This window comes from Enterobacter huaxiensis (assembly GCF_003594935.2).
GTDB lineage: Bacteria > Pseudomonadota > Gammaproteobacteria > Enterobacterales > Enterobacteriaceae > Enterobacter > Enterobacter huaxiensis.
The window spans coordinates 3,400,313-3,423,978 of the sequence record NZ_CP043342.1; the positions used below are offsets into that span (position 1 = coordinate 3,400,313).

The 23,666-nt window shown below is 54.9% G+C and carries 18 protein-coding genes and 7 tRNA genes; 18 read left to right on the forward strand and 7 right to left on the reverse strand.

The features are described 5' to 3' along the window. Positions 1-226: 226 nt before the first annotated feature. Together speF and potE are read left to right on the forward strand one after the other, a co-directional pair. Complete coding sequence (gene speF / locus D5067_RS16260) at positions 227-2,425, forward strand: ornithine decarboxylase SpeF (protein ID WP_119935063.1); 2,199 nt, start codon at positions 227-229, stop codon at positions 2,423-2,425. After that, positions 2,422-3,735, forward strand: coding sequence for a putrescine-ornithine antiporter (gene potE / locus D5067_RS16265; RefSeq protein WP_119935064.1), 1,314 nt, complete (start codon positions 2,422-2,424; stop codon positions 3,733-3,735). Before speF ends, potE begins: the two co-directional genes overlap by 4 nt. Before the next feature lie 103 nt (positions 3,736-3,838). On the opposite strand, the gene pgm is transcribed toward potE, so the two are convergent. Beyond that, positions 3,839-5,479, reverse strand: a complete 1,641-nt coding sequence (gene pgm, locus D5067_RS16270) for a phosphoglucomutase (alpha-D-glucose-1,6-bisphosphate-dependent) (protein WP_119935065.1) — start codon at positions 5,477-5,479, stop codon at positions 3,839-3,841. 24 nt (positions 5,480-5,503) lie between these two features. After that, positions 5,504-6,052 (reverse strand): replication initiation negative regulator SeqA, encoded by a 549-nt coding sequence (seqA, locus tag D5067_RS16275; RefSeq protein WP_119935066.1) that lies wholly within the window; start codon positions 6,050-6,052, stop codon positions 5,504-5,506. 183 nt (positions 6,053-6,235) lie between these two features. Here seqA and ybfF point away from each other — a divergent pair, with 183 nt between their 5' ends. From ybfF to fur, 4 genes are all read left to right on the forward strand, one after another. Next, on the forward strand, positions 6,236-7,009 hold the full coding sequence (gene ybfF, locus D5067_RS16280) for an esterase (RefSeq protein WP_119935067.1): 774 nt from the start codon (positions 6,236-6,238) through the stop codon (positions 7,007-7,009). Positions 7,010-7,137: 128 nt separating this feature from the next. Then, complete coding sequence (gene ybfE, locus D5067_RS16285) at positions 7,138-7,425, forward strand: LexA regulated protein (RefSeq protein ID WP_119935068.1); 288 nt, start codon at positions 7,138-7,140, stop codon at positions 7,423-7,425. Between the two features lie 155 nt (positions 7,426-7,580). Next, the gene (gene fldA / locus D5067_RS16290; RefSeq protein ID WP_003858653.1) at positions 7,581-8,111 is read left to right on the forward strand and encodes a flavodoxin FldA; all 531 of its coding nucleotides are present in this window, start codon (positions 7,581-7,583) and stop codon (positions 8,109-8,111) included. 291 nt (positions 8,112-8,402) lie between these two features. After that, on the forward strand, positions 8,403-8,849 hold the full coding sequence (gene fur / locus D5067_RS16295) for a ferric iron uptake transcriptional regulator (protein ID WP_119935069.1): 447 nt from the start codon (positions 8,403-8,405) through the stop codon (positions 8,847-8,849). Between the two features lie 146 nt (positions 8,850-8,995). On the opposite strand, the gene chiQ is transcribed toward fur, so the two are convergent. The 4 genes from chiQ to nagE all read right to left on the reverse strand — a co-directional run bounded on the left by chiQ (position 8,996) and on the right by nagE (position 15,075). Next, positions 8,996-9,325 (reverse strand): ChiQ/YbfN family lipoprotein, encoded by a 330-nt coding sequence (chiQ, locus tag D5067_RS16300; protein WP_048976320.1) that lies wholly within the window; start codon positions 9,323-9,325, stop codon positions 8,996-8,998. A gap of 47 nt (positions 9,326-9,372) precedes the next feature. Then, positions 9,373-10,770: a chitoporin ChiP gene (gene chiP, locus D5067_RS16305; RefSeq protein ID WP_119935070.1), complete on the reverse strand. Its 1,398-nt coding sequence runs from the start codon at positions 10,768-10,770 to the stop codon at positions 9,373-9,375. Between the two features lie 446 nt (positions 10,771-11,216). After that, on the reverse strand, positions 11,217-12,884 hold the full coding sequence (gene glnS / locus D5067_RS16310; protein WP_119935071.1) for a glutamine--tRNA ligase: 1,668 nt from the start codon (positions 12,882-12,884) through the stop codon (positions 11,217-11,219). Positions 12,885-13,053: 169 nt separating this feature from the next. After that, positions 13,054-15,075 (reverse strand): N-acetylglucosamine-specific PTS transporter subunit IIBC, encoded by a 2,022-nt coding sequence (nagE, locus tag D5067_RS16315; RefSeq protein WP_119935072.1) that lies wholly within the window; start codon positions 15,073-15,075, stop codon positions 13,054-13,056. A gap of 327 nt (positions 15,076-15,402) precedes the next feature. Here nagE and nagB point away from each other — a divergent pair, with 327 nt between their 5' ends. The 12 genes from nagB (at position 15,403) to D5067_RS16375 (ending at position 22,274) form a co-directional block, all read left to right on the forward strand. Then, on the forward strand, positions 15,403-16,203 hold the full coding sequence (nagB, locus tag D5067_RS16320) for a glucosamine-6-phosphate deaminase (protein ID WP_010428635.1): 801 nt from the start codon (positions 15,403-15,405) through the stop codon (positions 16,201-16,203). 55 nt (positions 16,204-16,258) lie between these two features. Beyond that, the gene (gene nagA / locus D5067_RS16325) at positions 16,259-17,407 is read left to right on the forward strand and encodes an N-acetylglucosamine-6-phosphate deacetylase (protein WP_119935073.1); all 1,149 of its coding nucleotides are present in this window, start codon (positions 16,259-16,261) and stop codon (positions 17,405-17,407) included. Between the two features lie 8 nt (positions 17,408-17,415). Next, positions 17,416-18,636: a DNA-binding transcriptional regulator NagC gene (nagC, locus tag D5067_RS16330; protein WP_119935074.1), complete on the forward strand. Its 1,221-nt coding sequence runs from the start codon at positions 17,416-17,418 to the stop codon at positions 18,634-18,636. A gap of 45 nt (positions 18,637-18,681) precedes the next feature. After that, a complete protein-coding gene (gene nagD / locus D5067_RS16335) occupies positions 18,682-19,434 on the forward strand; it encodes a ribonucleotide monophosphatase NagD (RefSeq protein WP_119935075.1) in 753 nt (250 codons plus the stop codon). Positions 19,435-19,683: 249 nt separating this feature from the next. Beyond that, complete coding sequence (gene asnB / locus D5067_RS16340; RefSeq protein WP_119935076.1) at positions 19,684-21,348, forward strand: asparagine synthase B; 1,665 nt, start codon at positions 19,684-19,686, stop codon at positions 21,346-21,348. Positions 21,349-21,574: 226 nt separating this feature from the next. Beyond that, a tRNA-Met gene (locus tag D5067_RS16345) sits at positions 21,575-21,651 on the forward strand. Between the two features lie 9 nt (positions 21,652-21,660). Beyond that, positions 21,661-21,745, forward strand: a tRNA-Leu gene (locus D5067_RS16350). Between the two features lie 23 nt (positions 21,746-21,768). Continuing rightward, positions 21,769-21,843 (forward strand) — tRNA-Gln (locus D5067_RS16355). A gap of 32 nt (positions 21,844-21,875) precedes the next feature. Beyond that, positions 21,876-21,950, forward strand: a tRNA-Gln gene (locus D5067_RS16360). Positions 21,951-21,967: 17 nt separating this feature from the next. Further along, positions 21,968-22,044 (forward strand) — tRNA-Met (locus tag D5067_RS16365). A 44-nt stretch (positions 22,045-22,088) separates the two neighbouring features. Beyond that, positions 22,089-22,163 (forward strand) — tRNA-Gln (locus tag D5067_RS16370). Between the two features lie 36 nt (positions 22,164-22,199). Further along, positions 22,200-22,274, forward strand: a tRNA-Gln gene (locus D5067_RS16375). A 109-nt stretch (positions 22,275-22,383) separates the two neighbouring features. On the opposite strand, the gene ubiF is transcribed toward D5067_RS16375, so the two are convergent. Then, positions 22,384-23,559: a 3-demethoxyubiquinol 3-hydroxylase gene (gene ubiF / locus D5067_RS16380; RefSeq protein WP_119935077.1), complete on the reverse strand. Its 1,176-nt coding sequence runs from the start codon at positions 23,557-23,559 to the stop codon at positions 22,384-22,386. Positions 23,560-23,666 lie beyond the last annotated feature (107 nt).

Genomic DNA, 23,666 nt, shown 5'->3' on the forward strand with positions numbered 1-23,666 from the left:
GGGTTATCCTGAAAAACGTTAGTTAACAGGCTGTTGCCTGTGGACACTTGCGCTTATTTATCTTGATCCAGACGTATCCGCAGCCGGGCGGCCTGGGTTTCATTTAACGAAAAGCAATTAACTGATTTTTTATCAGCGACCTCCTTTTGCTTTTTTACCGGTGAATATCGATTTCTTTTTTTTCGAGAAATCGAGGGACTCCTGTTGTCAAAATAAAGAGATAAAGATGAAAAATTTAAAAATCGCCGCCAGCCGTAACTGCCCCGACTGTTTTACCACCCGCCGCGAAATAGTGGATATCCACGCGACCGACTATATTGACGTTGCCGCCGTCGTGCTGGCCGTCAGCGATATTGCCGAGGGTGCGATAGAAGAAATAGAAGCAACCGGCTTTGGCATTCCTGTATTTATTGCCACCCATAAAGAAGAGATTGTTCCGGCGGATTATTTGTCGCGTATTCAGGGCGTTTTTGAGGACTCAGTGACCAGCAGTGATTTTTACGGTCGCCAGCTGGAAGCGGCAGCCCTTAAGTATGAAACCCAGCTGCGCCCGCCGTTCTTCCGCGCGCTGGTCGATTACGTTAAACAGGGCAACAGCGCGTTTGACTGTCCGGGGCATCAGGGAGGGCAGTTCTTCCGCCGCCATCCTGCCGGAAACCAGTTTGTTGATTTCTTTGGCGAAACGCTTTTCCGCTCGGACCTGTGCAACGCCGACGTGGCCATGGGGGATCTGCTGATTCACGAAGGCGCGCCCTGCATTGCCCAGCAGCATGCCGCCAAAGTCTTTAACGCCGATAAGACTTACTTCGTGCTGAACGGGACGTCATCGTCAAACAAAGTGGTGCTTAACGCCCTGCTTACCCCCGGTGACCTTGTGCTGTTCGATCGCAATAACCATAAATCCAACCACCACGGCGCGCTGCTGCAGGCGGGGGCAACGCCCGTGTATCTGGAAACGGCGCGCAACCCGTACGGTTTCATCGGCGGCATCGACGCGCACTGCTTTGAGGAGGGCTATCTGCGCGAGCGGGTATCCGAGGTTGCACCGGGCCGCGCGCGCGACGAACGTCCGTTCCGTCTGGCGGTGATCCAGCTGGGTACCTACGACGGCACGATTTATAACGCTCGTCAGGTGGTGGATAAAATTGGGCACCTGTGTGATTACATCCTGTTTGACTCTGCCTGGGTGGGCTACGAGCAGTTTATTCCGATGATGGCCGACTGCTCCCCGCTGCTGCTGGAGCTGAACGAAAACGATCCCGGTATTCTGGTTACGCAATCGGTGCATAAACAGCAGGCCGGCTTCTCGCAGACCTCGCAAATCCATAAGAAAGACAGCCACATCAAAGGCCAGCCGCGCTACGTCCCTCACAAGCGTCTCAACAACGCCTTTATGATGCACGCCTCCACCAGCCCGTTCTATCCGCTGTTTGCTGCCCTTGATATCAACGCCCGCATGCACGAGGGCCAGAGCGGTCGCAACATGTGGATGGACTGCGTGGTCACCGGTATTGAGGCGCGCAAGCTGATCCTGGAGAACTGCCGGTTTATCCGCCCATTCGTACCGGAGACGGTGGATGGCCGCGCGTGGGAAAGCTGGGATACCGCGGAGATAGCCACCGACCTGCGCTTCTTCCACTTCGTTCCCGGTGAACGCTGGCACGCCTTTGATGGCTACGCCGAGCATCAGTATTTTATCGACCCGTGCAAGCTGCTGCTGACCACGCCGGGCATCAACGCCCGCACCGGTGAGTATGAAGATTTCGGCGTGCCCGCCACTATCCTCGCCAACTTCCTGCGTGAAAACGGCATCGTGCCGGAAAAATGCGATCTCAACTCAATCCTGTTCCTGCTCACCCCTGCGGAGGATATGGGCAAACTGCAGCAGCTGGTCGCCCAGCTGGTGCGCTTCGAGAAACTGCTCCAGACGGATGCGCCGTTAAAAGAGGTGCTGCCATCCATCTGTAAACAGTATCCGGAACGCTACGCGGACTACACGCTGCGTCAGATTTGCCGGGAAATGCATGCGCTCTATGCCCGTAACAACGTGAAGCAGCTGCAAAAAGAGATGTTCCGCAAGTCCCACTTCCCGCGCGTGATGATGAGCCCGCAGGAGGCGAACTACGCGTATCTGCGCGGCAATGTCGAGCTGGTCTCCCTGCGCGACGCAGAAGGCCGCATCGCGGCCGAGGGTGCGCTTCCTTACCCACCGGGAGTGCTCTGCGTAGTGCCTGGTGAAGTCTGGGGCGGTTCCGTGCTGCGCTACTTTGCCGCGCTTGAGGAAGGCATCAACCTGTTACCCGGCTTTGCCCCTGAGCTACAGGGCGTGTACATCGAAGAGTGCGACGGTCGCAAACAGGTTCGCTGCTACGTGATCAAACAGCCTGCCGCTCAGCCTGCGCTGCTGAAAGGAGAAATGTTATGAGTAAGTCCAATAAGATGGGCGTGGTGCAGCTCACCATCCTCACCATGGTCAACATGATGGGTTCCGGAATTATCATGCTGCCCACCAAGCTTGCCGAAGTGGGAACCATCTCTATTATCTCCTGGCTGGTGACGGCGGTAGGCTCGATGGCGCTGGCGTGGGCCTTTGCCAAGTGCGGGATGTTCAGCCGTAAGTCCGGTGGAATGGGCGGCTATGCGGAATACGCGTTTGGCAAGTCGGGCAACTTTATGGCGAACTACACCTACGGCGTATCGCTGCTGATCGCCAACGTCGCAATAGCCATCTCGGCGGTCGGCTACGGTACGGAACTGTTTGGCGCCACGCTCAGCCCGGTGCAAATCGGGCTGGCAACCATCGGCGTGCTGTGGATCTGCACCGTGGCAAACTTTGGCGGCGCGCGTATTACCGGGCAGCTCAGCAGCATCACCGTCTGGGGCGTGATTATTCCGGTTGTTGGCCTGTGCATCATCGGCTGGTTCTGGTTTAGCCCAACGCTGTACGCGAACTCCTGGAACCCGCACCACGTGCCGTTCTTTACCGCGGTTGGTTCCTCCATCGCCATGACGCTGTGGGCTTTCCTCGGTCTGGAATCCGCCTGCGCGAACGCGGAGGTGGTTGAGAACCCGGAAAAGAACGTGCCGATTGCGGTACTCGGCGGCACGCTCGGCGCGGCGGTGATCTATATCGTTTCGACTAACGTGATTGCGGGCATCGTTCCGAATATGGATCTGGCTAAGTCTACGGCGCCGTTCGGGCTGGCCTTCGCGCAGATGTTCACGCCTGAGGTCGGAAAAGTGATCATGGGTCTGATGGTCATGTCCTGCTGCGGCTCGCTGCTCGGCTGGCAGTTCACCATCGCACAGGTGTTTAAATCCTCCGCTGACGAAGGCTATTTCCCGAAAATCTTCTCCCGCGTGAGCAAAGCAGATGCGCCGGTACAGGGCATGCTGGCAATTGTTATCTTCCAGAGCGGTCTGTCGCTGATGACCATCAGCCCGTCGCTGAACAGCCAGTTCAACGTGCTGGTCAACCTGGCGGTAGTGACGAACATCATTCCGTATATTCTGTCGATGGCGGCGCTGGTGATTATTCAGAAAGTCGCGAAGGTGGATCCACGCAAGGCGCGTGCGGCCAATATCGTGGCGCTGATTGGGGCAATCTACAGCTTCTATGCGCTCTACTCATCCGGCCAGGAAGCGATGCTGTATGGCGCGATGGTGACCTTTATGGGCTGGACGCTGTACGGCCTGGTATCGCCGAGATTTGAATTGAAGAATAAACATAGTTAGGTAAAAGCAAAACGGCAACCCTGAGGTTGCCGTTTTTAATGTTTTCTCCCTCTCCCTGTGGGAGAGGGATGGGGTGAGGGCATCAGCCCGCACCAAACACCACTTATGCGTTTTTCAGCACTTCGCTGACGATCTCTACCGCTTCTTTCTCGATCTGCTGACGGTGCTCAGCGCCGAGGAAGCTTTCACAGTAGATTTTATACGCATCTTCCGTACCGGATGGACGCGCGGCGAACCAGCCGTTTTCGGTCATCACCTTCAGTCCGCCGATAGAGGCACCGTTACCCGGCGCCGCCGTCAGGCGCGCGGTGATCGGATCGCCTGCCAGGGTGCTGGCGCTAACCATCTCCGGAGAGAGTTTGGACAGAGCCGCCTTCTGGGCAGAGGTCGCGCCGGCCTGAATACGGTTGTAGCTTGGCGCACCAAAGCGTTCCGCCAGCTCGTTGTAGTGCTCCTGCGGGTTTTTACCGGTGACCGCGGTGATTTCTGCCGCCAGCAGGCACATGATGATGCCGTCTTTATCGGTTGACCACGGCGTGCCGTCGAAGCGCAGGAAGGACGCGCCCGCGCTCTCCTCACCGCCGAAGCCAAAGCTGCCGTCGTGCAGGCCATCAACGAACCACTTGAAGCCCACCGGCACTTCCACCAGCTTGCGGCCCAGCGCGTCAACCACGCGGTCGATCATCGCGGAGGAAACCAGGGTTTTACCCACGGCAACCTCTTTGCCCCACTGCGGACGGTGCTGGAACAGGTAGTTAATGGCGACGGCCAGGTAATGGTTCGGGTTCATCAGCCCTGCCGGGGTAACGATACCGTGGCGGTCGTAATCCGGGTCGTTAGCAAACGCCAGATCGAATTTGTCGCGCAGCGCCAGCAGGCCCGCCATCGCGCACTCGGAGGAGCAGTCCATGCGGATCGCGCCGTCTTTATCCAGGTGCATAAAGCGGAAGGTCTGATCGACGTGATCGTTCACGATGGTCAGATCCAGCTTGTAATGTTCGGCGATGCGCTTCCAGTACTCAATACCGGAGCCGCCAAGCGGATCCACGCCCAGCTTCAGGCCGGCTTTCTGGATAGCCGCCATATCGACGATATCCGCCAGCCCTTCCACGAACGGCTGAACCAGGTCCTGCTCTTTCACGTGGCCGGACGCCATGGCGGCATCCAGAGAGATGCGCTTAACGCCTTTCAGATCGTCAGCCAGCAGCGCGTTGGCACGATCTTCCACCACTTTAGTGACGTTGGTGTCTGCCGGACCACCGTTAGGCGGGTTGTATTTGATCCCACCGTCATCCGGCGGGTTGTGGGATGGCGTGATAACGATACCGTCAGCCTGCGCACCGCCTTTTTTGTTGTGCACCAGGATGGCGTTAGAGACCGCAGGCGTTGGCGTAAAACCGTTGTTCTCCTGAACAATCACATCAACGCCGTTCGCCGCCAGCACTTCCAGCACGGAGATGAACGCCGGTTCAGACAGAGCATGGGTATCTTTCCCTACGTAGCACGGACCGGTGACGCCATTTTTGGCGCGCTCTTCCGCGATGGCCTGGGCAATGGCCAGAATGTGCGGCTCGTTAAAGCTATGGCGCGCCGCGCTGCCGCGGTGACCGGATGTACCAAACTTCACTGCGTGTTCTGCGTTGCCCACGGCCGGCTTCAGTACGTAATACTGTGCGGTCAGTTGAGCGACGTTAATCAAATCGCTTTGTTGTGCAGGTTGGCCTGCACGGCTGTGATTTGCCATTGCCTGGTCCTTCTGATGCAAGGGTTAAATTGTACCGCAAACCTTCTCAATCAATTCCGCCGGGAACTGCATGGACTGCATGATATGTTCAACCATGCTGCACTTGCGGCCCGTGTTGGTATTGGTGATTACCCAGTACGGTGTGCCCGGGACGTGTTTGGGTTTGGTTTGATTGCCATTTTGCAGCAGCGTCTGCTCATCGCCCGCGAAATACACGCGTGTGCGACCGTGCAGCGACTCGGTCGCTTCAGCAAATGCGTTGTTATCGAGTGAATAAAGTGTAGACAGCACCAGCATAAAGCGGTTAACCGCCTTTTTCTGCTCTGCGTATTCGTCAGAGAGCAGCAGTTCACGCACCGCGCGCACTTTATCTTTTACAGGCGTCACGGCAGGTTTTGCTTGTGCAACAACGCTCGGCTGAGACGCGACATCTTTTGTGGCTGGGGTAGCAGGCTGTGAAGCGGCGGAAATTTTAAGCATACGCCGTAAAATGTCGGACGCGCTCTCCCCGATATGCCGCGTTTGGCTGGCAATAAACTGATAGAGTTCGTCATCAACTTCGATTGTTTTCATCTTAATCCAGTGCGATATCTTATCTGAATACAAGTCGTTGGGATTATAGGGTCAAATCCCAACAGCGGATAGCGTCAAACCCGGTTGGCGGCAAAAGTCAGATTAAACTGGATCCTTGCAGCCGGGCGGCAGAATGGTCAACATGATACCCTAACCTGACATACGTAAAAAAAGAACTTTGCCATGAAATTGAATACCCGAGCGCAAACTGCACAATCGCCGAACAATAATTCTCCCATCGTACTGGTTCACGGGCTTTTTGGCAGCCTGGATAACCTGGGCGTGCTGGCGCGCGATTTGGTTATCGATCACGATATTTTGCAGGTCGATATGCGAAATCACGGCCTTTCCGGGCGCTCGGAGGAGATGACTTACGCGGCGATGGCGCAGGATCTGCTGGATACGCTGGACGCTAACGGCCTGCAGAAGGTGACACTCATCGGGCATTCAATGGGTGGCAAAGCGGTGATGGCCCTGACGGCGCTGGCGCCGGAACGTATCAATGGCCTGGTGGTCATTGACGTTGCGCCCGTGGATTACGACGTGCGTCGCCACGATGAGATTTTTGCTGCCATCAATGCGGTAACAGAAGCGGGGGTCTCTACCCGCCAGCAGGCTGCCGCGGTGATGCGTGAGCATCTGGATGAGGAAGGGGTTGTGCAGTTCCTGCTGAAATCCTTCGTCGACGGAGAGTGGCGCTTTAACGTGCCGGTCCTGTGGGATCAGTATTCTCATATTGTGGGCTGGGAAGCTGTTCCCGCCTGGCCGCACCCTACCCTCTTTATTCGTGGCGGAAACTCCCCTTACGTCACCGACGCTTATCGCGACACGCTGCTGGCGCAATTCCCGCAGGCTCGAGCCCATGTCATTGCAGGTGCCGGGCACTGGGTTCACGCGGAAAAACCGGACGCTGTTCTGCGCGCTATCCGTCGCTATCTCACTGATACTGCGAATTGATTAAAAAGACAGCGACTGGACGGCGATGGGCTTCCAGTCGTTGGCGCGCCGTTTTCGCTGATGTATGATGGCGCGCTTATCGCCCGGGCTTTAGCAGGGCGGCGTGTTTCCCCCGAAGTCTCAGAATTATGGCCAAAGAACAAACGGACCGTACGACACTAGATCTGTTCGCGAATGAGCGTCGCCCGGGAAGACCCAAGACGAATCCGCTTTCACGCGATGAACAGCTGCGTATCAATAAACGCAACCAGCTTAAACGCGATAAAACTCGTGGACTTAAGCGTGTCGAACTGAAGCTGAACGCCGATGCTGTCGATGCACTAAATGAGCTGGCAGAGGCGCGCAACATCAGCCGCAGCGAACTGATCGAAGAGATACTGATCGCTCAACTCGAGGCTTTGCGCAGCAAGGCATAAGTCTGAAAATCCCCTTTATTACCCTTTTCATGTAGCACAGAGTGCAGTCCTGCGTGATAGCTGTTTCCGCAGGGTTGTCTGTTCTGCTATTATTGCCCTTATCCGTGGACAAATTGCGCCACCATACCATTAAGTTTCAAGAGGTTATTTTACTCATGGCAATCATCGGCATTTTCTTCGGCAGTGATACCGGCAATACCGAAAATATCGCAAAAAACATTCAAAAACAGCTCGGTAAAGACGTTGCCGATGTGCACGACATCGCCAAGAGCAGCAAAGAAGACCTCGAAGGCTATGACATCCTGCTGCTGGGTATCCCAACCTGGTACTACGGTGAAGCCCAGTGTGACTGGGACGATTTCTTCCCGACGCTGGAAGAGGTGGACTTCAACGGCAAGCTGGTTGCGCTGTTTGGCTGTGGCGATCAGGAAGACTACGCAGAGTACTTCTGTGACGCACTGGGCACCATCCGCGACATCATCGAGCCACGCGGTGCTGCTATCGTGGGCCACTGGCCAACGGCGGGTTATCACTTTGAAGCGTCCAAAGGCCTGGCGGATGACGATCACTTCGTGGGCCTGGCTATCGATGAAGATCGTCAGCCGGAACTCACCGCTGAGCGCGTTGAAAAATGGGTTAAGCAGGTTCGCGAAGAGCTGAATCTGGACGACATTCTGAACGCCTGATGGCCCTGCGGCGCAGCCTTGGTTGCGCCCATTTTCCAGGTAAAACCGATTAAATTAATTGCTACAAACTTTTAACTTTTTCGCTCAGACCTGTACAATATCCCCCTGGTAAAAAGTGGGTGCCATCGAACAAGTTTGTTGGTGATACCACGTTTTTATAAGCATACTTTGCTTGAGACTTGCAGTTTTCATTTAGCCATGGCAGTTCTATAATGAGACGCATTATCCCAAGTGCATTTTCTGTCACTTCTTCATTAGAAGTGAATCGTTTAGCAACAGGACAGATTCCGCATGACTGACAACAATACCGCATTAAAGAAGGCTGGCCTGAAAGTAACGCTTCCTCGGTTAAAAATCCTTGAAGTGCTTCAGGGACCAGACAATCACCATGTCAGTGCGGAAGACCTTTATAAGCGTCTTATCGACATGGGCGAAGAGATTGGGCTGGCAACCGTGTATCGCGTGCTGAACCAGTTCGATGACGCGGGCATTGTGACCCGTCATAATTTCGAAGGCGGTAAGTCTGTTTTCGAACTGACCCAGCAGCATCACCACGATCACCTGATCTGCCTCGACTGTGGCAAGGTCATTGAATTTAGCGATGATTCCATCGAATCACGCCAGCGTGAAATCGCTGCCCGTCACGGCATCCGCCTGACCAATCACAGCCTGTACCTGTATGGTCACTGCGCTGAAGGCGACTGCCGCGAAAACGACCACGCGCACGACGCGAAGTAAGTTCGTGTTTATACTCTGAGCCAGCCATTAGGTTGGCTTTTTTTTTGCGTTAAAAAGCCCGGTGGCGCTGCGCTTGCCGGGCCTACGGGCTATGACACCTTTGTAGGACCGGTAAGCGCAGCGCCACCGGGCATAATAACAGCGAATTAATTACTGTTATTGCTTCGAATTTCTTTCCAAATCTGGTCGCAACGCTTCGCCACTTCCTGATCGTTACCGGTTTTACGCGCCTGAATGCAGGCCTGGTAATCCATCACGCGGACGTTTTCCTGCGTCGCGAACTGCTCGTGCGCTTTCTCTTTCTTCAGCACGTTAAGCACGCTCTGACAGGCCTCGATTTTCTCCGGCGAACCTTCCGCAGTATTGATGCAGGCGCTATACGCCTCCTTCAGACGGGTGTCCTCTTTCGGCGCCTGTGTCTGAGCACACGCCACCAGCCCTGATGCCAGCAACGCGACGATTACAATTTTTTTCATCATGTGCAGTCTCCATACCGGCGGGACTCAGCCCGCCGGTGCGTTCATCAGAAGATGGTGAATGGTGCGATAACCATGAATTTCACGTCACGTTCATCCTGGAAGATGTTGCCGTAACCGCCCGCATAGCTCGGAATGTCAGAGTGGTTGTCATACTGCGTGAAGTGCAGTTTAAACATCGTGCCTTTCGCGCGCCCATCCTGCAGGGTGTAGATCGCATCCAGGCTGTAAGAGGACTCTTTCAGACGGTAGTTTGGATCGTAGTATGCGTCCGGAGTGGCCATATCAGCAGGCTTCGCGTCCCAGGCATAAGCGTAAGATGCCCCCACCGCCCAGCCAGGCAGGTTCCAGTTTTTGAGGTCGTACATCGCGCCGAAGAAGAGCGCTTTTTCGCCGTCGGCGTTGAAGTCAGAGCGGTTATCCCACCAGATATCCAGACGACCGTTGGACGATGCATAGGTTGGCGTCATACGCTGCAGGAAGTAACCCTGCTGCCCTTCCGCCTTCACCCATGTCCCTTCAAGACGCAGATCAACCTGGCCCACTTTGTAGCCGAAGGTCAGCGCCTGCAGCCATGCGGTGCCGTCATAGATATCGTTGACGGTGCCATTGCTCGCTTTATCACGGGTACCGTAGAACTGATAGCTGGTGCTCAGCGGGCTGCCCGCAACATCAAATTTGTAGCTGGCTTTTGCAAAGTACTGGTCAATATACCCTTCCGCCTGACCAAAAGCGGCTTCAAGCACCAGGTCGTTTTTGAAGTCATACTTCGCGCCCAGAGAGTGGAGATAGTCCACTTTGGTCTTTTTATCGTTCTGGTAAAACTTGTCCATCTCGATGTGCCACGGCGCTTTATATTCGTTGGTCCACATGTAGGAGAAGCTCAACGCGCCCGCATCGCCGTAGTCAAAGTTAGCCCCGGCTTCGGCCCCCTGATAGGTGCCCGGCATAAAGCTCCAGTGCGGTGCTAACAGCGTTTGACCGGTTGGCTGAATATAACCACCGCGCGCCCATACCGGGCCGTATTTGAATTTCGCTGCTGCCTTATACAGGCTGACGCCGCTTTTATCGCCGGACCAGTCTTCTTTATAGGCTTTATTACTGGAGGAGAAGGCGATTTCGTTCGGGTGACCGCTGTCGCCGTTTTCCGCCATTTCAATGGCCGTGAAGGCGGCAATATCCAGACCGAACATATCTGCAGCATAGCCCGACTGGAAATCGAGGTTGGCGTTCCAGGTTGAGTGAGCAAGGTTGGTTTTATATTTGTTTTCGGTGACGTCTTTACGGTCACGTTGACGCTGCCAGTAATAAATACCGCCCGTGAGGGTAGAATCATCGATGAAACCTTCGGCCTTAGCTTCTGGGGTAATCACCAAGCTCGACATTGCTGTCACACCGGCGATAGCCAGCGCCAGCGCACTACGTTTGCCACTGAACGTACGCATAGATTATTCCTCTTTGACGAATTAAAACGCCTAAAACGGCGAAAATATAAAAGACCTAATGGTCAGGGGTAGTCAGAAATACCCTCGAATTAACTACCGCCTTTAGGTTATTTTTCGCGACGCGAATTATCAATGCTTTTTAATAAGCAAAAGTCAGGATTATGACGAAGTGCACATAATTAGTAGTGCTTTGTAACATTTACGGGGAGACGAGGAATGGCGGGATATAGCGAGAAATTTCAGGGCGTAAAGGCAGACTACCCCGTATGTTTTTTAGTCATCTCCATTTCCGTAAAAATAGAAACTTTATTTAAAAAAATAAGTAGCACCTCATTGACCTGATTTCCCGGCAGAGAATATTTCCTCAGACCGTTAATAGCATGATCGTTAAATAAAAAAACGCCGCATATAGCGGCGTTTGTCTCTCATTGACCAGAGCAGCGATATTATTCGCCGATCTTAGCCCAGGTATCACGCAGACCGACGGTACGGTTAAATACCGGCTTTTCAGCGGTGCTGTAGCGGCTGTCCAGGCAGAAGTACCCTTCGCGTTCGAACTGGAACGCTTTACCGGCTTCAGCGGCTTTCAGAGACGGCTCGGCATAACCCTGCTTGATAATCAGCGACTCGGTATTGATAACCGAGAGGAAGTCTTCCGCTGCGCCCGGGTTAGGCACGCTGAACAGACGGTCGTACAGGCGGATTTCCACCGGCAGCGCATGCGTCGCGCTCACCCAGTGAATAACGCCCTTCACTTTACGTCCGTCAGCAGGATCTTTGCTCAGGGTCTCTGCATCGTAAGAACAGAAGATGGTGGTGATATTCCCTTCTGCATCTTTCTCTACGCGCTCGGCTTTGATCACGTACGCGTTACGCAGACGCACTTCTTTGCCCAGCACCAGACGCTTGTACTGCTTGTTCGCTTCTTCGCGGAAGTCAGCACGATCGATCCAGATTTCGCCGCTGAACGGCACGTCGCGGGTCCCCATCTCCGGCTTGCTCGGATGGTTAGGCATTGCCACCAGCTCGCTCTTGCCCTGCGGGTAGTTTTCGATAACCAGCTTAACCGGGTCGATCACCGCCATCGCGCGCGGAGCGTTTTCGTTCAGGTCTTCACGGATGCAGGATTCCAGAGAAGCGATTTCAATGGTGTTGTCCTGTTTGGTGACGCCGATGCGTTTGCAGAACTCGCGAATTGACGCAGAGGTGTAGCCACGACGGCGCAGACCAGAGATGGTCGGCATGCGCGGATCATCCCAGCCTTCAACGTGCTTGTCGGTGACCAGCAGGTTCAGCTTACGTTTGGACATCACGGTGTATTCCAGGTTCAGACGAGAGAACTCGTACTGGCGCGGATGCACAGGAATAGTGATGTTATCCAGCACCCAGTCGTACAGACGGCGGTTGTCCTGGAACTCCAGCGTACAGAGTGAATGCGTGATGCCTTCCAGCGCATCGCTGATGCAGTGGGTGAAGTCGTACATCGGGTAGATGCACCACTTGTTGCCGGTCTGGTGGTGTTCCGCAAACTTAATGCGGTACAGCACCGGATCGCGCATCACGATGAACGGGGACGCCATGTCAATTTTGGCACGCAGGCACGCTTTGCCTTCTTCGAAGCCGCCGGCACGCATTTTTTCAAACAGCGCCAGGTTCTCTTCTACGCTGCGATCGCGGTACGGGCTGTTTTTGCCCGGCGCGGTCAGGGAGCCACGGTATTCGCGAATCTCGTCGGCAGACAGTTCGTCCACATACGCCAGACCTTTGTTGATAAGCTCTACAGCGTAGGCATACAGCTGATCGAAATAGTCAGAGGAGTAGCAGATATCGCCAGACCAGCTGAAGCCCAGCCACTGCACGTCGTTCTTGATGGACTCAACGTATTCGATGTCTTCTTTTACTGGGTTGGTGTCATCGAAACGCAGGTTGCACTGACCCTGATAGTCTTGCGCAATACCAAAGTTCAGGCAGATAGATTTCGCATGCCCAATATGCAGGTAGCCGTTCGGCTCCGGCGGGAAGCGGGTATGAACTGTGGTGTGCTTACCACTGGCCAGATCTTCATCGATGATCTGACGAATAAAGTTACTCGGGCGGGCTTCTGCCTCACTCATCGTGGATTCCTCAAAGCGTAAACAACGTATAACGGCATATGATCTTATAAGCCGGACGTAGTGACAACCCTTAAAACGTCTCTTGAGAAAATAATGGGGGCAGTTGCTGCAAAAAAAAGCGGCGGAGGATATCCCCCGCCGCTTAAGGCATGACTCTACTCAGGAGCGATTACTTGCCTTTAATCTCATACAGTGGCGTTTCGCCCGCAACAACCTGACCTTTCGCCTGGATAACCAGGCCGCTGAAGTCGTCGATGTTGCTGCACACGACCGGGCTGATCATCGAGCGCGCGTTGGCGTTCAGGAAGTCCAGATCCATTTCCAGAATCGGCTGGCCTGCGACCACTTCGGCACCCTCTTCTACCAGGCGAGTAAAGCCCTGACCGTTCAGCGCAACGGTATCGATACCCATATGGACAACGATTTCCGCGCCTTTTTCGGTTTCGAGGCAGAACGCGTGGTTGGTGTTGAAGATTTTCACGATGGTACCGGCAGCAGGAGACACAACGGTTTTGTCCGTTGGCTTCACGGCCACGCCGTCACCCACCGCTTTGCTGGCGAAGGCTTCGTCAGGCACCTGCTCAATGGCAACCACGTCACCGGTGACCGGGGATACCAGCGCGGCGATGGTCACGGCATTTGGCACAGCCTGTGGCCTGGCGGCGGCTGGTGCAGCAGCAGGGGCAGCTGACGCTTCCGCTGCGGCTACCGGACCGGTAGTTTTCATGGCGTTAGCAATTTTCTCCGCCACGAAGCCGACGATAATCTGCACGCTGGTTTTGTTCAGGCGGATAACGCCGGAGGCACCCAGGCGTTTTGCCAGCGCTTCGTTTACCAGGGAAGAGTCTTTCACGTTCAGACGCAGACGAGTGATACAGGCGTCGATACCGGTCAGGTTGTCAGAACCGCCCACGGCAGCGATGTACTGACGCGCCAGACCTGCAACGTCCTGCTCTTTGTCCGCGCTCACGTTCACGTCCTGACCATCCGCTTCGCTACCGGCAACTGCCAGCTCACGGCCCGGGGTCATCAGGTTGAATTTAGTGATGGTGAAGCGGAATACCACGTAGTAGATAGCGAAGAACACCAGACCTTGCGGGATCAGCATCCACCAGTGGGTCGCCAGCGGGTTACGGGACGACAGCACCATATCCACCAGACCGGCACTGAAGCCGAAGCCAGCAATCCACTGCATGCTTGCAGCGATGAACACGGAGATACCGGTCAGCACGGCGTGGATCACATACAGAACCGGGGCAACGAACATGAAGGAGAATTCCAGCGGCTCGGTGATACCGGTAAAGAAGGCGGCAAATGCACCCGCCATCATGATACCCAGCACCTTCGCTTTGTTCTCAGGACGCGCGCAGTGGTAGATAGCCAGCGCGGCACCCGGCAGGCCGAACATCATGATTGGGAAGAAGCCCGCCTGGTAACGACCGGTGATACCCACAACCGCTTTACCCGCTTCGATGGACTGTGCGCCACCCAGGAAGTTAGGAATATCGTTGATACCGGCAACGTCGAACCAGAATACGGAGTTCAGCGCGTGGTGCAGACCCACCGGGATCAGCAGACGGTTGAAGAACGCATAGACGCCCGCACCGACAGAGCCCAGCTTCTGGATGTGTTCACCGAAGTTCACCAGACCGTCGAAAATCACCGGCCAGATGTACATCAGGATGAACGCAACGAGGATCATCACGAAGGAGGTGAGGATTGGCACCAGACGACGGCCGCTGAAGAACGACAGCGCTTTCGGCAGCTCAACGCTGCTGAAGCGGTTGTACAGTTCCGCAGAGATGATACCGACGAGAATACCCACGAACTGGTTGCTGATCTTACCGAACGCGGCAGGAACCTGGTCCGCCGGGATCTTCTGGATCATGGAAACCGCAGCCGGCGAGCAGAGCGTGGTCAGCACCAGGAAGCCCACGAAGCCGGTCAGCGCCGCAGCGCCGTCTTTATCTTTGGACATACCGTAAGCCACACCAATGGCAAACAGCACGGACATGTTGTCGATGATGGCGGAACCAGACTTAATGAAGAACGCCGCTAACGCGTTGTCCCCACCCCAGCCTACTGGGTCAATCCAGTAACCGACACCCATTAATATCGCTGCCGCTGGCAGCGTGGCGACCGGCACCATAAGTGCGCGACCAACCTTCTGTAAATAACCTAGAATACTCACTTTCTTCCCCCTATGAGACCCCGTTAAGGCACGTTCTCAGCTGTGTTTTTTATTGTGTCACTAACTATAAATACAGTTGATGATTCACTGGCATTGTGAGTGTGTGGAAAATTAATTCGTATCGCAAATTAAACACCCATTTTTTGTGATTTTTGTCACCAAATATCGTAATCCCCCCTCCCTTTCACTGGCTAACAGCGAAAACTTATTTTATCATTCAAAAAATCAAGACGGATTGATCCGGCCTGAAAGGTTCCAGGTTACGCTTAAGTATCAGGCTGCACTAATCATCCGCCCACTTTTTTACTTTAACTTTAGAGGTGAACAATGAGACTGATTCCCCTGGCAACAGCTGAACAAGTCGGTAAATGGGCTGCACGTCATATCGTTAACCGCATCAACGCGTTCAAACCTACCGCCGATCGTCCTTTCGTTCTCGGCCTTCCAACCGGCGGCACCCCGCTGACCGCATATAAAGCTCTGGTTGAAATGCACAAAGCGGGCCAGGTTAGCTTCAAGCATGTTGTGACGTTCAACATGGACGAATATGTTGGCCTGCCAAAGGAGCACCCGGAAAGCTACCATAGCTTCATGCACCGTAATTTCTTTGATCACGTTGATATTCCAGCTGAAAACATTAACCTGCTGAATGGTAACGCGCCTGATATTGACGCAGAATGCCGTCAGTACGAAGAAAAAATCCGTTCCTACGGTAAAATCCACCTGTTTATGGGCGGCGTGGGCAACGATGGTCATATCGCGTTTAACGAACCCGCATCTTCCCTGGCTTCCCGCACCCGTATTAAAACGCTGACCCATGACACCCGCGTGGCAAACTCCCGCTTCTTTGACGGTGACGTGAACCAGGTGCCAAAATACGCGCTGACCGTGGGCGTAGGCACCCTGCTGGATGCCGAAGAAGTGATGATTCTGGTGCTGGGCGGCGTGAAGGCGCAGGCGCTACAGGCAGCCGTTGAAGGCAACGTTAACCACATGTGGACTATCAGCTGCCTGCAGCTGCATCCAAAGGCCGTCGTCGTGTGTGACGAGCCGTCCACGATGGAGCTGAAAGTGAAAACGCTGAAATACTTTAACGAGTTAGAAGCAGAGAACATCAAAGGTCTGTAATTGAATAACCGCCTCTGTCTGCAGGGGCGGTCGCTTTTTTAAACCGGGGGTCGTTATGTACGCTTTAACCCACGGTCGGATTTATACCGGCCATGAAATTCTGGATGACCACGCGATTGTTATCGCGAATGGCCTGATTGAACGTGTTTGCCCGCTGGCCGAGCTGCCGCCGGAGATAGAACAGCGCTCACTCAATGGAGCAATAATCTCCCCCGGTTTCATCGACGTGCAGCTTAACGGCTGCGGCGGCGTGCAGTTTAATGACACCGCAGAGGCGGTGACGGTTGAAACGCTGGAAATCATGCAGAAAGCCAATGAGAAATCGGGCTGCACCAGCTATTTGCCAACGCTTATCACCAGCAGCGATGACCTGATGAAGCAGGGTATCCGCGTGATGCGTGAATACCTGGCGAAATATCCAAACCAGGCACTCGGCCTGCACCTTGAAGGTCCGTGGCTGAACATGGTCAAGAAAGGCACGCATAACCCGGACTACGTGCGTAAACCGGACGCCGAGCTGGTTGACTACATGTGTGCCAACGCCGATGTGATTACCAAAGTGACGCTGGCCCCTGAAATGACCGGTACTGACGTCATCAGCAAGCTGGCTGCCGCCGGGATTGTGGTGTCAGCAGGTCACTCAAACGCCACGCTGAAGGAAGCCAAAGCGGGCTTCCGCGCAGGGATCACCTTTGCGACCCACCTCTACAACGCCATGCCGTATATTACCGGCCGCGAGCCGGGTCTTGTCGGGGCGATTCTGGATGAGCCAGACGTTTACTGCGGCATTATCGCCGACGGCCTGCACGTTGATTACACCAACATTCGCAACGCCAAGCGCCTGAAGGGTGACAAGCTGTGTCTGGTGACAGATGCCACAGCGCCAGCAGGGGCAAATATTGAGCAGTTCATTTTTGCTGGTAAAACAATATACTACCGCAATGGACTCTGTGTGGATGAGAACGGTACGCTGAGCGGTTCTGCCCTGACCATGATTGAAGGGGTGCGTAACCTGGTCGAGCACTGCGGTATTGCGCTTGATGAAGTGCTGCGTATGGCAACGCTTTATCCGGCTCGCGCAATGGGCGTGGATAAACAACTCGGTGGCATTGCACCGGGGATGGTTGCAAACCTGACGGCGTTCACACACGATTATAAAATTATTAAGACCATCGTTAATGGTAACGAGGTCGTCACTGAGTAAGTAAAAGTATGACACCAGGCGGACAAGCTCAAATCGGTAATGTCGATCTCGTTAAACAACTTAACAGCGCGGCAGTTTATCGCCTGATTGACTCACACGGGCCAATCTCACGCATTCAGATAGCCGAACAAAGCCAGCTTGCTCCCGCCAGCGTGACAAAAATTACGCGCCAGCTTATTGAGCGCGGCCTGATCAAAGAAGTCGATCAGCAGGCCTCCACCGGAGGCCGCCGCGCCATCTCCATCGTGACCGAAACCCGCAATTTTCAGGCCATTGGCGTTCGTCTTGGTCGTCATGACACCACGCTTACGCTCTACGATCTGAGCAGCAAAGCCATCGCCGAAGAGCACTATCCCCTGCCGGAGCGCACCCAGGAGACGCTGGAACACGCGCTGCTGAACACCATCGCCCAGTTTATTGAGCACTGTCAGCGCAAAATCCGCGAGCTTATTGCCATCTCCGTGATTTTACCCGGCCTTGTCGACCCGGAAAGCGGCGTCATTCGCTATATGCCGCACATTCAGGTTGAGAACTGGGGGCTGGTCGACGCGCTGGAAAAGCGCTTTAAGGTCACCTGCTTTGTGGGTCACGATATTCGCTCTCTGGCGCTGGCAGAGCACTACTTTGGTGCGAGCCAGGACTGCGAAGACTCTATTCTGGTGCGCGTTCACCGCGGTACGGGCGCAGGTATTATCTCCAACGGCCGCATTTTCATCGGCCGCAACGGCAACGTAGGCGAGATCGGCCACATTCAGGTGGACCCGCTCGGCGAACGCTGCCACTGCGGCAACTTCGGCTGCCTTGAAACGGTTGCTGCCAACGCCGCTATCGAACATCGGGTTCGTCATCTGCTGGAGCAGGGCTATCAAAGCCGCGTGGCGCTGGATGACTGTAAGATCGGCGCCATCTGCAAAGCCGCCAACAAGGGCGATGCGCTGGCCTGCGAAGTGATCGAGCAGGTTGGGCGCCATCTGGGTAAAACCATCGCCATTGCCATCAACCTGTTTAACCCGCAAAAAGTGGTGATCGCAGGCGAGATCGTCGAAGCGGAAAAAGTGTTACTGCCCGCCATCGAGGGCTGCATTAATACTCAGGCGCTGAAGGCGTTTCGTCAGAACTTACCGGTGGTGCGCTCAACGCTGGATCATCGCTCGGCGATTGGTGCTTTTGCCCTGGTAAAACGCGCCATGCTCAATGGGATCCTCCTCCAGCATTTGCTGGAATCCTGATCGGACCTTATAGTAACGCCTTCTTTTTTTGATGTCGGGAAGTCCATGACCATTAAGAATGTAATTTGTGATATCGACGGCGTGCTGATGCACGACAACGTTGCCGTGCCGGGTGCTGCGGAGTTTCTTTACCGCATCATCGACAAAGGAATGCCACTGGTTCTTCTCACGAACTACCCTTCCCAAACCGGTCAGGATTTGGCGAACCGTTTCGCTACCGCGGGCGTTAACGTACCGGACAGCGTGTTTTATACCTCCGCGATGGCGACGGCTGATTTCCTGAAGCGTCAGGAGGGGAAAAAGGCCTACGTGGTCGGTGAAGGTGCGCTAATCCACGAGCTGTATAAAGCGGGCTTTACCATAACCGACGTGAACCCGGACTTTGTGATCGTCGGCGAGACGCGCTCCTTTAACTGGGAGATGATGCATAAAGCAGCATACTTTGTTGCCAACGGCGCGCGTTTCATCGCCACCAACCCGGACACGCACGGCCGCGGTTTTTATCCGGCCTGCGGCGCGCTGTGCGCCGGCATCGAAAAAATTTCCGGTCGTAAGCCGTTTGTCGTCGGTAAACCGAGCCCGTGGATCATCCGCGCCGCGCTGAATAAAATGCAGGCCCACTCCGAAGAAACCGTCATTGTCGGCGATAACCTGCGCACCGATATTCTGGCGGGCTTCCAGGCGGGGCTTGAAACCATTCTCGTGCTCTCCGGCGTCTCTCAGCTTGATGACATCGACGCCATGCCGTTCCGTCCGAGCTGGATTTATCCCTCCGTCGAGGAAATCGACGTTATCTGATCCAGAACCACGCCTCAGGGCGTGGTTTTTCATTATCAGCCCCGCAAAACGCAACGACATCTAACAGAAAGCGTCATCCACTGCATAATCATCAATAAAAATGCTTTCTCCATACGCTTTTTTCAACATTCAGCAATCACTGTTGCACTATTTGCGTTTTCTCCGGCAAAACGCTTGCGCGCCCTCACCCTTTGCGGCATTTTCATAAGCAAGCAACATTACAAAGCAACAGGGTTAACGGAGAAGGTTATGTGTTCAATTTTTGGCGTACTGGATATTAAAACTGACGCGGTCGAACTGCGTAAAAAGGCACTCGAACTCTCGCGCCTGATGCGCCATCGCGGCCCGGACTGGTCAGGCGTTTACGCCAGCGATAAAGCGATTCTGGCCCACGAACGTCTGTCGATTGTTGACGTCAACGCCGGAGCACAGCCGCTGTATAACGAGAAAAAAACGCACGCGCTGGCTGTGAACGGTGAAATCTACAACCATCAGGCGCTGCGCGCAGAGTATGGCGATCGCTACGCGTTTCAGACCGGCTCTGACTGCGAAGTGATCCTGGCGCTGTATCAGGAGAAAGGCCCAGAGTTCCTGGACGACCTGCAGGGCATGTTTGCCTTCGCCCTGTACGACAGCGAAAAAGATGCTTACCTGATTGGCCGCGACCACATCGGTATTATCCCGCTGTACATGGGCCACGATGAGCACGGTAACTTCTACGTGGCGTCTGAAATGAAGGCCCTGGTCCCGGTGTGTCGCACTATTAAAGAGTTCCCGGCGGGCAGCTACCTGTGGAGCAAAGACGGTGAGATCCGCCAGTACTACCAGCGCGACTGGTTCGACTACGACGCGGTAAAAGACAACGTGACTGACAAAGCCGAGCTGCGTCAGGCGCTGGAAGACGCCGTGAAAAGCCACCTGATGTCAGACGTGCCGTACGGCGTGCTGCTCTCCGGCGGGCTGGACTCCTCCGTGATCTCCGCGATCACCAAGAAATTCGCCGCACGCCGCGTGGAAGATCAGGAACGCTCTGAGGCCTGGTGGCCGCAGCTGCACTCCTTTGCCGTTGGCCTGGAGGGTGCGCCTGACCTGAAAGCCGCGCAGGAAGTGGCAAACCATCTCGGCACCGTGCACCACGAGATTCACTTCACCGTGCAGGAAGGTCTGGATGCGATCCGCGATGTGATCTATCACATTGAAACCTATGACGTGACCACCATCCGCGCCTCTACGCCGATGTACCTGATGTCGCGTAAGATCAAGGCGATGGGCATCAAGATGGTGCTGTCCGGTGAAGGTTCTGACGAAGTATTTGGCGGCTACCTGTACTTCCATAAGGCGCCAAATGCTAAAGAGCTGCACGAAGAAACCGTGCGTAAGCTGCAGGCGCTGCACATGTTTGACTGTGCGCGTGCCAACAAAGCGATGTCCGCCTGGGGCGTGGAAGCGCGCGTGCCGTTCCTGGACAAGGCCTTCCTTGACGTGGCGATGCGCATTAACCCGCAGGATAAAATGTGCGGCAACGGCAAAATGGAAAAACATATTCTGCGCGAATGTTTTGAATCCTACCTGCCGGCGAGCGTTGCCTGGCGTCAGAAAGAGCAGTTCTCCGATGGCGTAGGTTACAGCTGGATCGACACCCTGAAAGAGGTGGCCGCAAAACAGGTTTCTGACCAACAGCTGGAAACCGCGAGCTTCCGCTTCCCGTACAACACGCCGGGCTCGAAAGAGGCGTATCTGTACCGTGAGATCTTCGAAGAGCTGTTCCCGGTTCCGAGTGCCGCTGAGTGTGTACCGGGTGGCCCGTCCGTCGCCTGCTCTTCCGCCAAAGCCATTGAATGGGATGAATCTTTCAAATCCATGAACGATCCATCAGGACGCGCGGTAGGCGTTCACCAGTCAGCCTATAAATAACGTTCAGATTGTAATCAGGCCCTCCGGGGCCTGATTTTTTTTACCCCACTTTTCACCCGTCAAAAACGATAAATAACCAATAATTGTCGAATATTCGGCCTCGCTGTTCGCAACCTAACCAAACAGTCACATTCCGGCTATTTTCGTTGAAAAAGGTGTTGACGCTGCAAGGGTCTATACGCATAATGCGCCCCGCAACGCCGATAAGGTAACGCGAAAAAAAGATGGCTACGTAGCTCAGTTGGTTAGAGCACATCACTCATAATGATGGGGTCACAGGTTCGAATCCCGTCGTAGCCACCATCTTTTTTTGCGGGAGTGGCGAAATTGGTAGACGCACCAGATTTAGGTTCTGGCGCCGCAAGGTGTGCGAGTTCAAGTCTCGCCTCCCGCACCATTCCCAAGTAAGCGTTGCACGGATGGGGTATCGCCAAGCGGTAAGGCACCGGTTTTTGATACCGGCATTCCCTGGTTCGAATCCAGGTACCCCAGCCATATTTCTTCGATTTTGCGGTTCTCCGCGGTATTGGGGTATCGCCAAGCGGTAAGGCACCGGTTTTTGATACCGGCATTCCCTGGTTCGAATCCAGGTACCCCAGCCATCGAAGATTGCAGTACTGGCTACGTAGCTCAGTTGGTTAGAGCACATCACTCATAATGATGGGGTCACAGGTTCGAATCCCGTCGTAGCCACCATATTAGTAATCTGTCGAATGATTCGATAGACTAAAAAAAATTGTTGGGGTATCGCCAAGCGGTAAGGCTCTGGTTTCTGATACCAGCATTCCGAGGTTCGAATCCTCGTACCCCAGCCAATTTAAAAAGTCGTTAAGCAGTTTGTTTAACGCAATTGGGGTGTCGCCAAGCGGTAAGGCACTGGTTTCTGATACCAGCATTCCGGGGTTCGAATCCCTGCACCCCAGCCAATCAGTAACAAAAAAGCCCGCTCTGCGGGCTTTTTTGTTTTTGTTGTTCAGAATTGTGCGGCCTGATGCCCTCACCCTGGCCCTCTCCCACAGGGAGAGGGAATAAAGATTAAAGGCCCAGGGCGTATTTCAGGGCCTGACGCTTCAAACCGCCGGCTCGCTCTGCCGCCATCAATCCAATATTTCGCAAAATGCGCACCGGCCCCAGGTCGTTGCTGAACCCTGCGTAGAATAGATCCATCCCCGACTGCATGATGAAGTTATCCGCCATGCGACGCGTCTGGTAGCGCTTCAGTACCCTCTGGCTGGACCAGGCCTCAGCGTGAGCGCGCGCTTTGCCTAACACGTCCAGCAGGGCGTCAACGTCACGATACCCGAGATTCACCCCCTGCCCGGCCAGCGGGTGAATGGTGTGTGCCGCATCCCCCACCAGGGCTAATCCTTCACGGGCATACTGCAGGGCATGGCGGCGCGTGAGCGGGAATGCGCCAGCCGCAACCGGCGTGACGTGGCCCAGGCGGCTCGGGAAGTGCAGCAGAATCTCACGCTGCAGCTGTTCCATGGTAAGCCCCTGCAGCTGACGAATGCGCACCGGCTTGTCGTACCACACCAGCGACGCCCAGTTATCAAACAGCGGTAAAAACGCGTGCGGGCCGTTCGGGGTGAAGTGCTGCCAGGTGCTTTCACCCGGTGCATTTTCAGACTGAACGGTGATCAGCATGCAGGACTGCTGATACTGCCAGGCATGAACCCCAATACCGGCCATCTGCCTGACCTGCGAGTTGGCACCATCGGCTCCCACCACCAGCTTCACGGCCAGCTCATCGCCGTTATCCAGCGTCAGCACATATCCCCCCGGTTGATGATGCAACGCCTTGAGGGAATCAGGAACGCGCAGCGTCACCTTCGGGTGCGCCTCCAGCGCCTGCCAGAGCGCGAGCTGGAGCACGTTGTTCTCTACCATATAGCCCAGGCGCGGCAGCTTCAGCTCGGCAGCATCAAACGCGACGTGGGCATTTTCCCACTCCCAGGTTTCGAGGCGACTGTAAGGATGGGCGCGCATCGCCAGCACCGCCTCCCAGACGCCCAGCCCGCGCAGCAGATCGACCGACGCCGCGCTTATCGCAGAAATGCGCACGTCCGGTTTGCTGGCGGGATCGAAGGCCGGCGGGGCGGCCTGTTCAATAACGGTTACCTCAAATCCCTGCTGCGCCAGCCCCAGCGCCAGCGCGCCGCCGACCATACCGCCGCCGACAACGGCAACTTCGGTGTGTAGGAGTGTCATGGTCATTTTTCCTTATTGGAGAATCCCTTAAGTTTACCGGATTTTTGCGGTCTTGAGACGCATAACCTTCATACTGGTCACAACCCCACCAAAGCATTACAATACGC

Coding starts and splice junctions, on each gene's coding strand:
- potE (WP_119935064.1), top strand. CDS start 2,422: ATGAGTAAGTCCAATAAGATGGGCGTGGTGCAGCTCACCATCCTCACC.
- nagA (WP_119935073.1), top strand. CDS start 16,259: ATGTACGCTTTAACCCACGGTCGGATTTATACCGGCCATGAAATTCTG.
- ubiF (WP_119935077.1), bottom strand. CDS start 23,559: ATGACACTCCTACACACCGAAGTTGCCGTTGTCGGCGGCGGTATGGTC.
- speF (WP_119935063.1), top strand. CDS start 227: ATGAAAAATTTAAAAATCGCCGCCAGCCGTAACTGCCCCGACTGTTTT.
- chiQ (WP_048976320.1), bottom strand. CDS start 9,325: ATGAAAAAAATTGTAATCGTCGCGTTGCTGGCATCAGGGCTGGTGGCG.
- ybfE (WP_119935068.1), top strand. CDS start 7,138: ATGGCCAAAGAACAAACGGACCGTACGACACTAGATCTGTTCGCGAAT.
- fldA (WP_003858653.1), top strand. CDS start 7,581: ATGGCAATCATCGGCATTTTCTTCGGCAGTGATACCGGCAATACCGAA.
- pgm (WP_119935065.1), bottom strand. CDS start 5,479: ATGGCAAATCACAGCCGTGCAGGCCAACCTGCACAACAAAGCGATTTG.
- chiP (WP_119935070.1), bottom strand. CDS start 10,770: ATGCGTACGTTCAGTGGCAAACGTAGTGCGCTGGCGCTGGCTATCGCC.
- seqA (WP_119935066.1), bottom strand. CDS start 6,052: ATGAAAACAATCGAAGTTGATGACGAACTCTATCAGTTTATTGCCAGC.
- ybfF (WP_119935067.1), top strand. CDS start 6,236: ATGAAATTGAATACCCGAGCGCAAACTGCACAATCGCCGAACAATAAT.
- asnB (WP_119935076.1), top strand. CDS start 19,684: ATGTGTTCAATTTTTGGCGTACTGGATATTAAAACTGACGCGGTCGAA.
- glnS (WP_119935071.1), bottom strand. CDS start 12,884: ATGAGTGAGGCAGAAGCCCGCCCGAGTAACTTTATTCGTCAGATCATC.
- nagB (WP_010428635.1), top strand. CDS start 15,403: ATGAGACTGATTCCCCTGGCAACAGCTGAACAAGTCGGTAAATGGGCT.
- nagD (WP_119935075.1), top strand. CDS start 18,682: ATGACCATTAAGAATGTAATTTGTGATATCGACGGCGTGCTGATGCAC.
- nagC (WP_119935074.1), top strand. CDS start 17,416: ATGACACCAGGCGGACAAGCTCAAATCGGTAATGTCGATCTCGTTAAA.
- fur (WP_119935069.1), top strand. CDS start 8,403: ATGACTGACAACAATACCGCATTAAAGAAGGCTGGCCTGAAAGTAACG.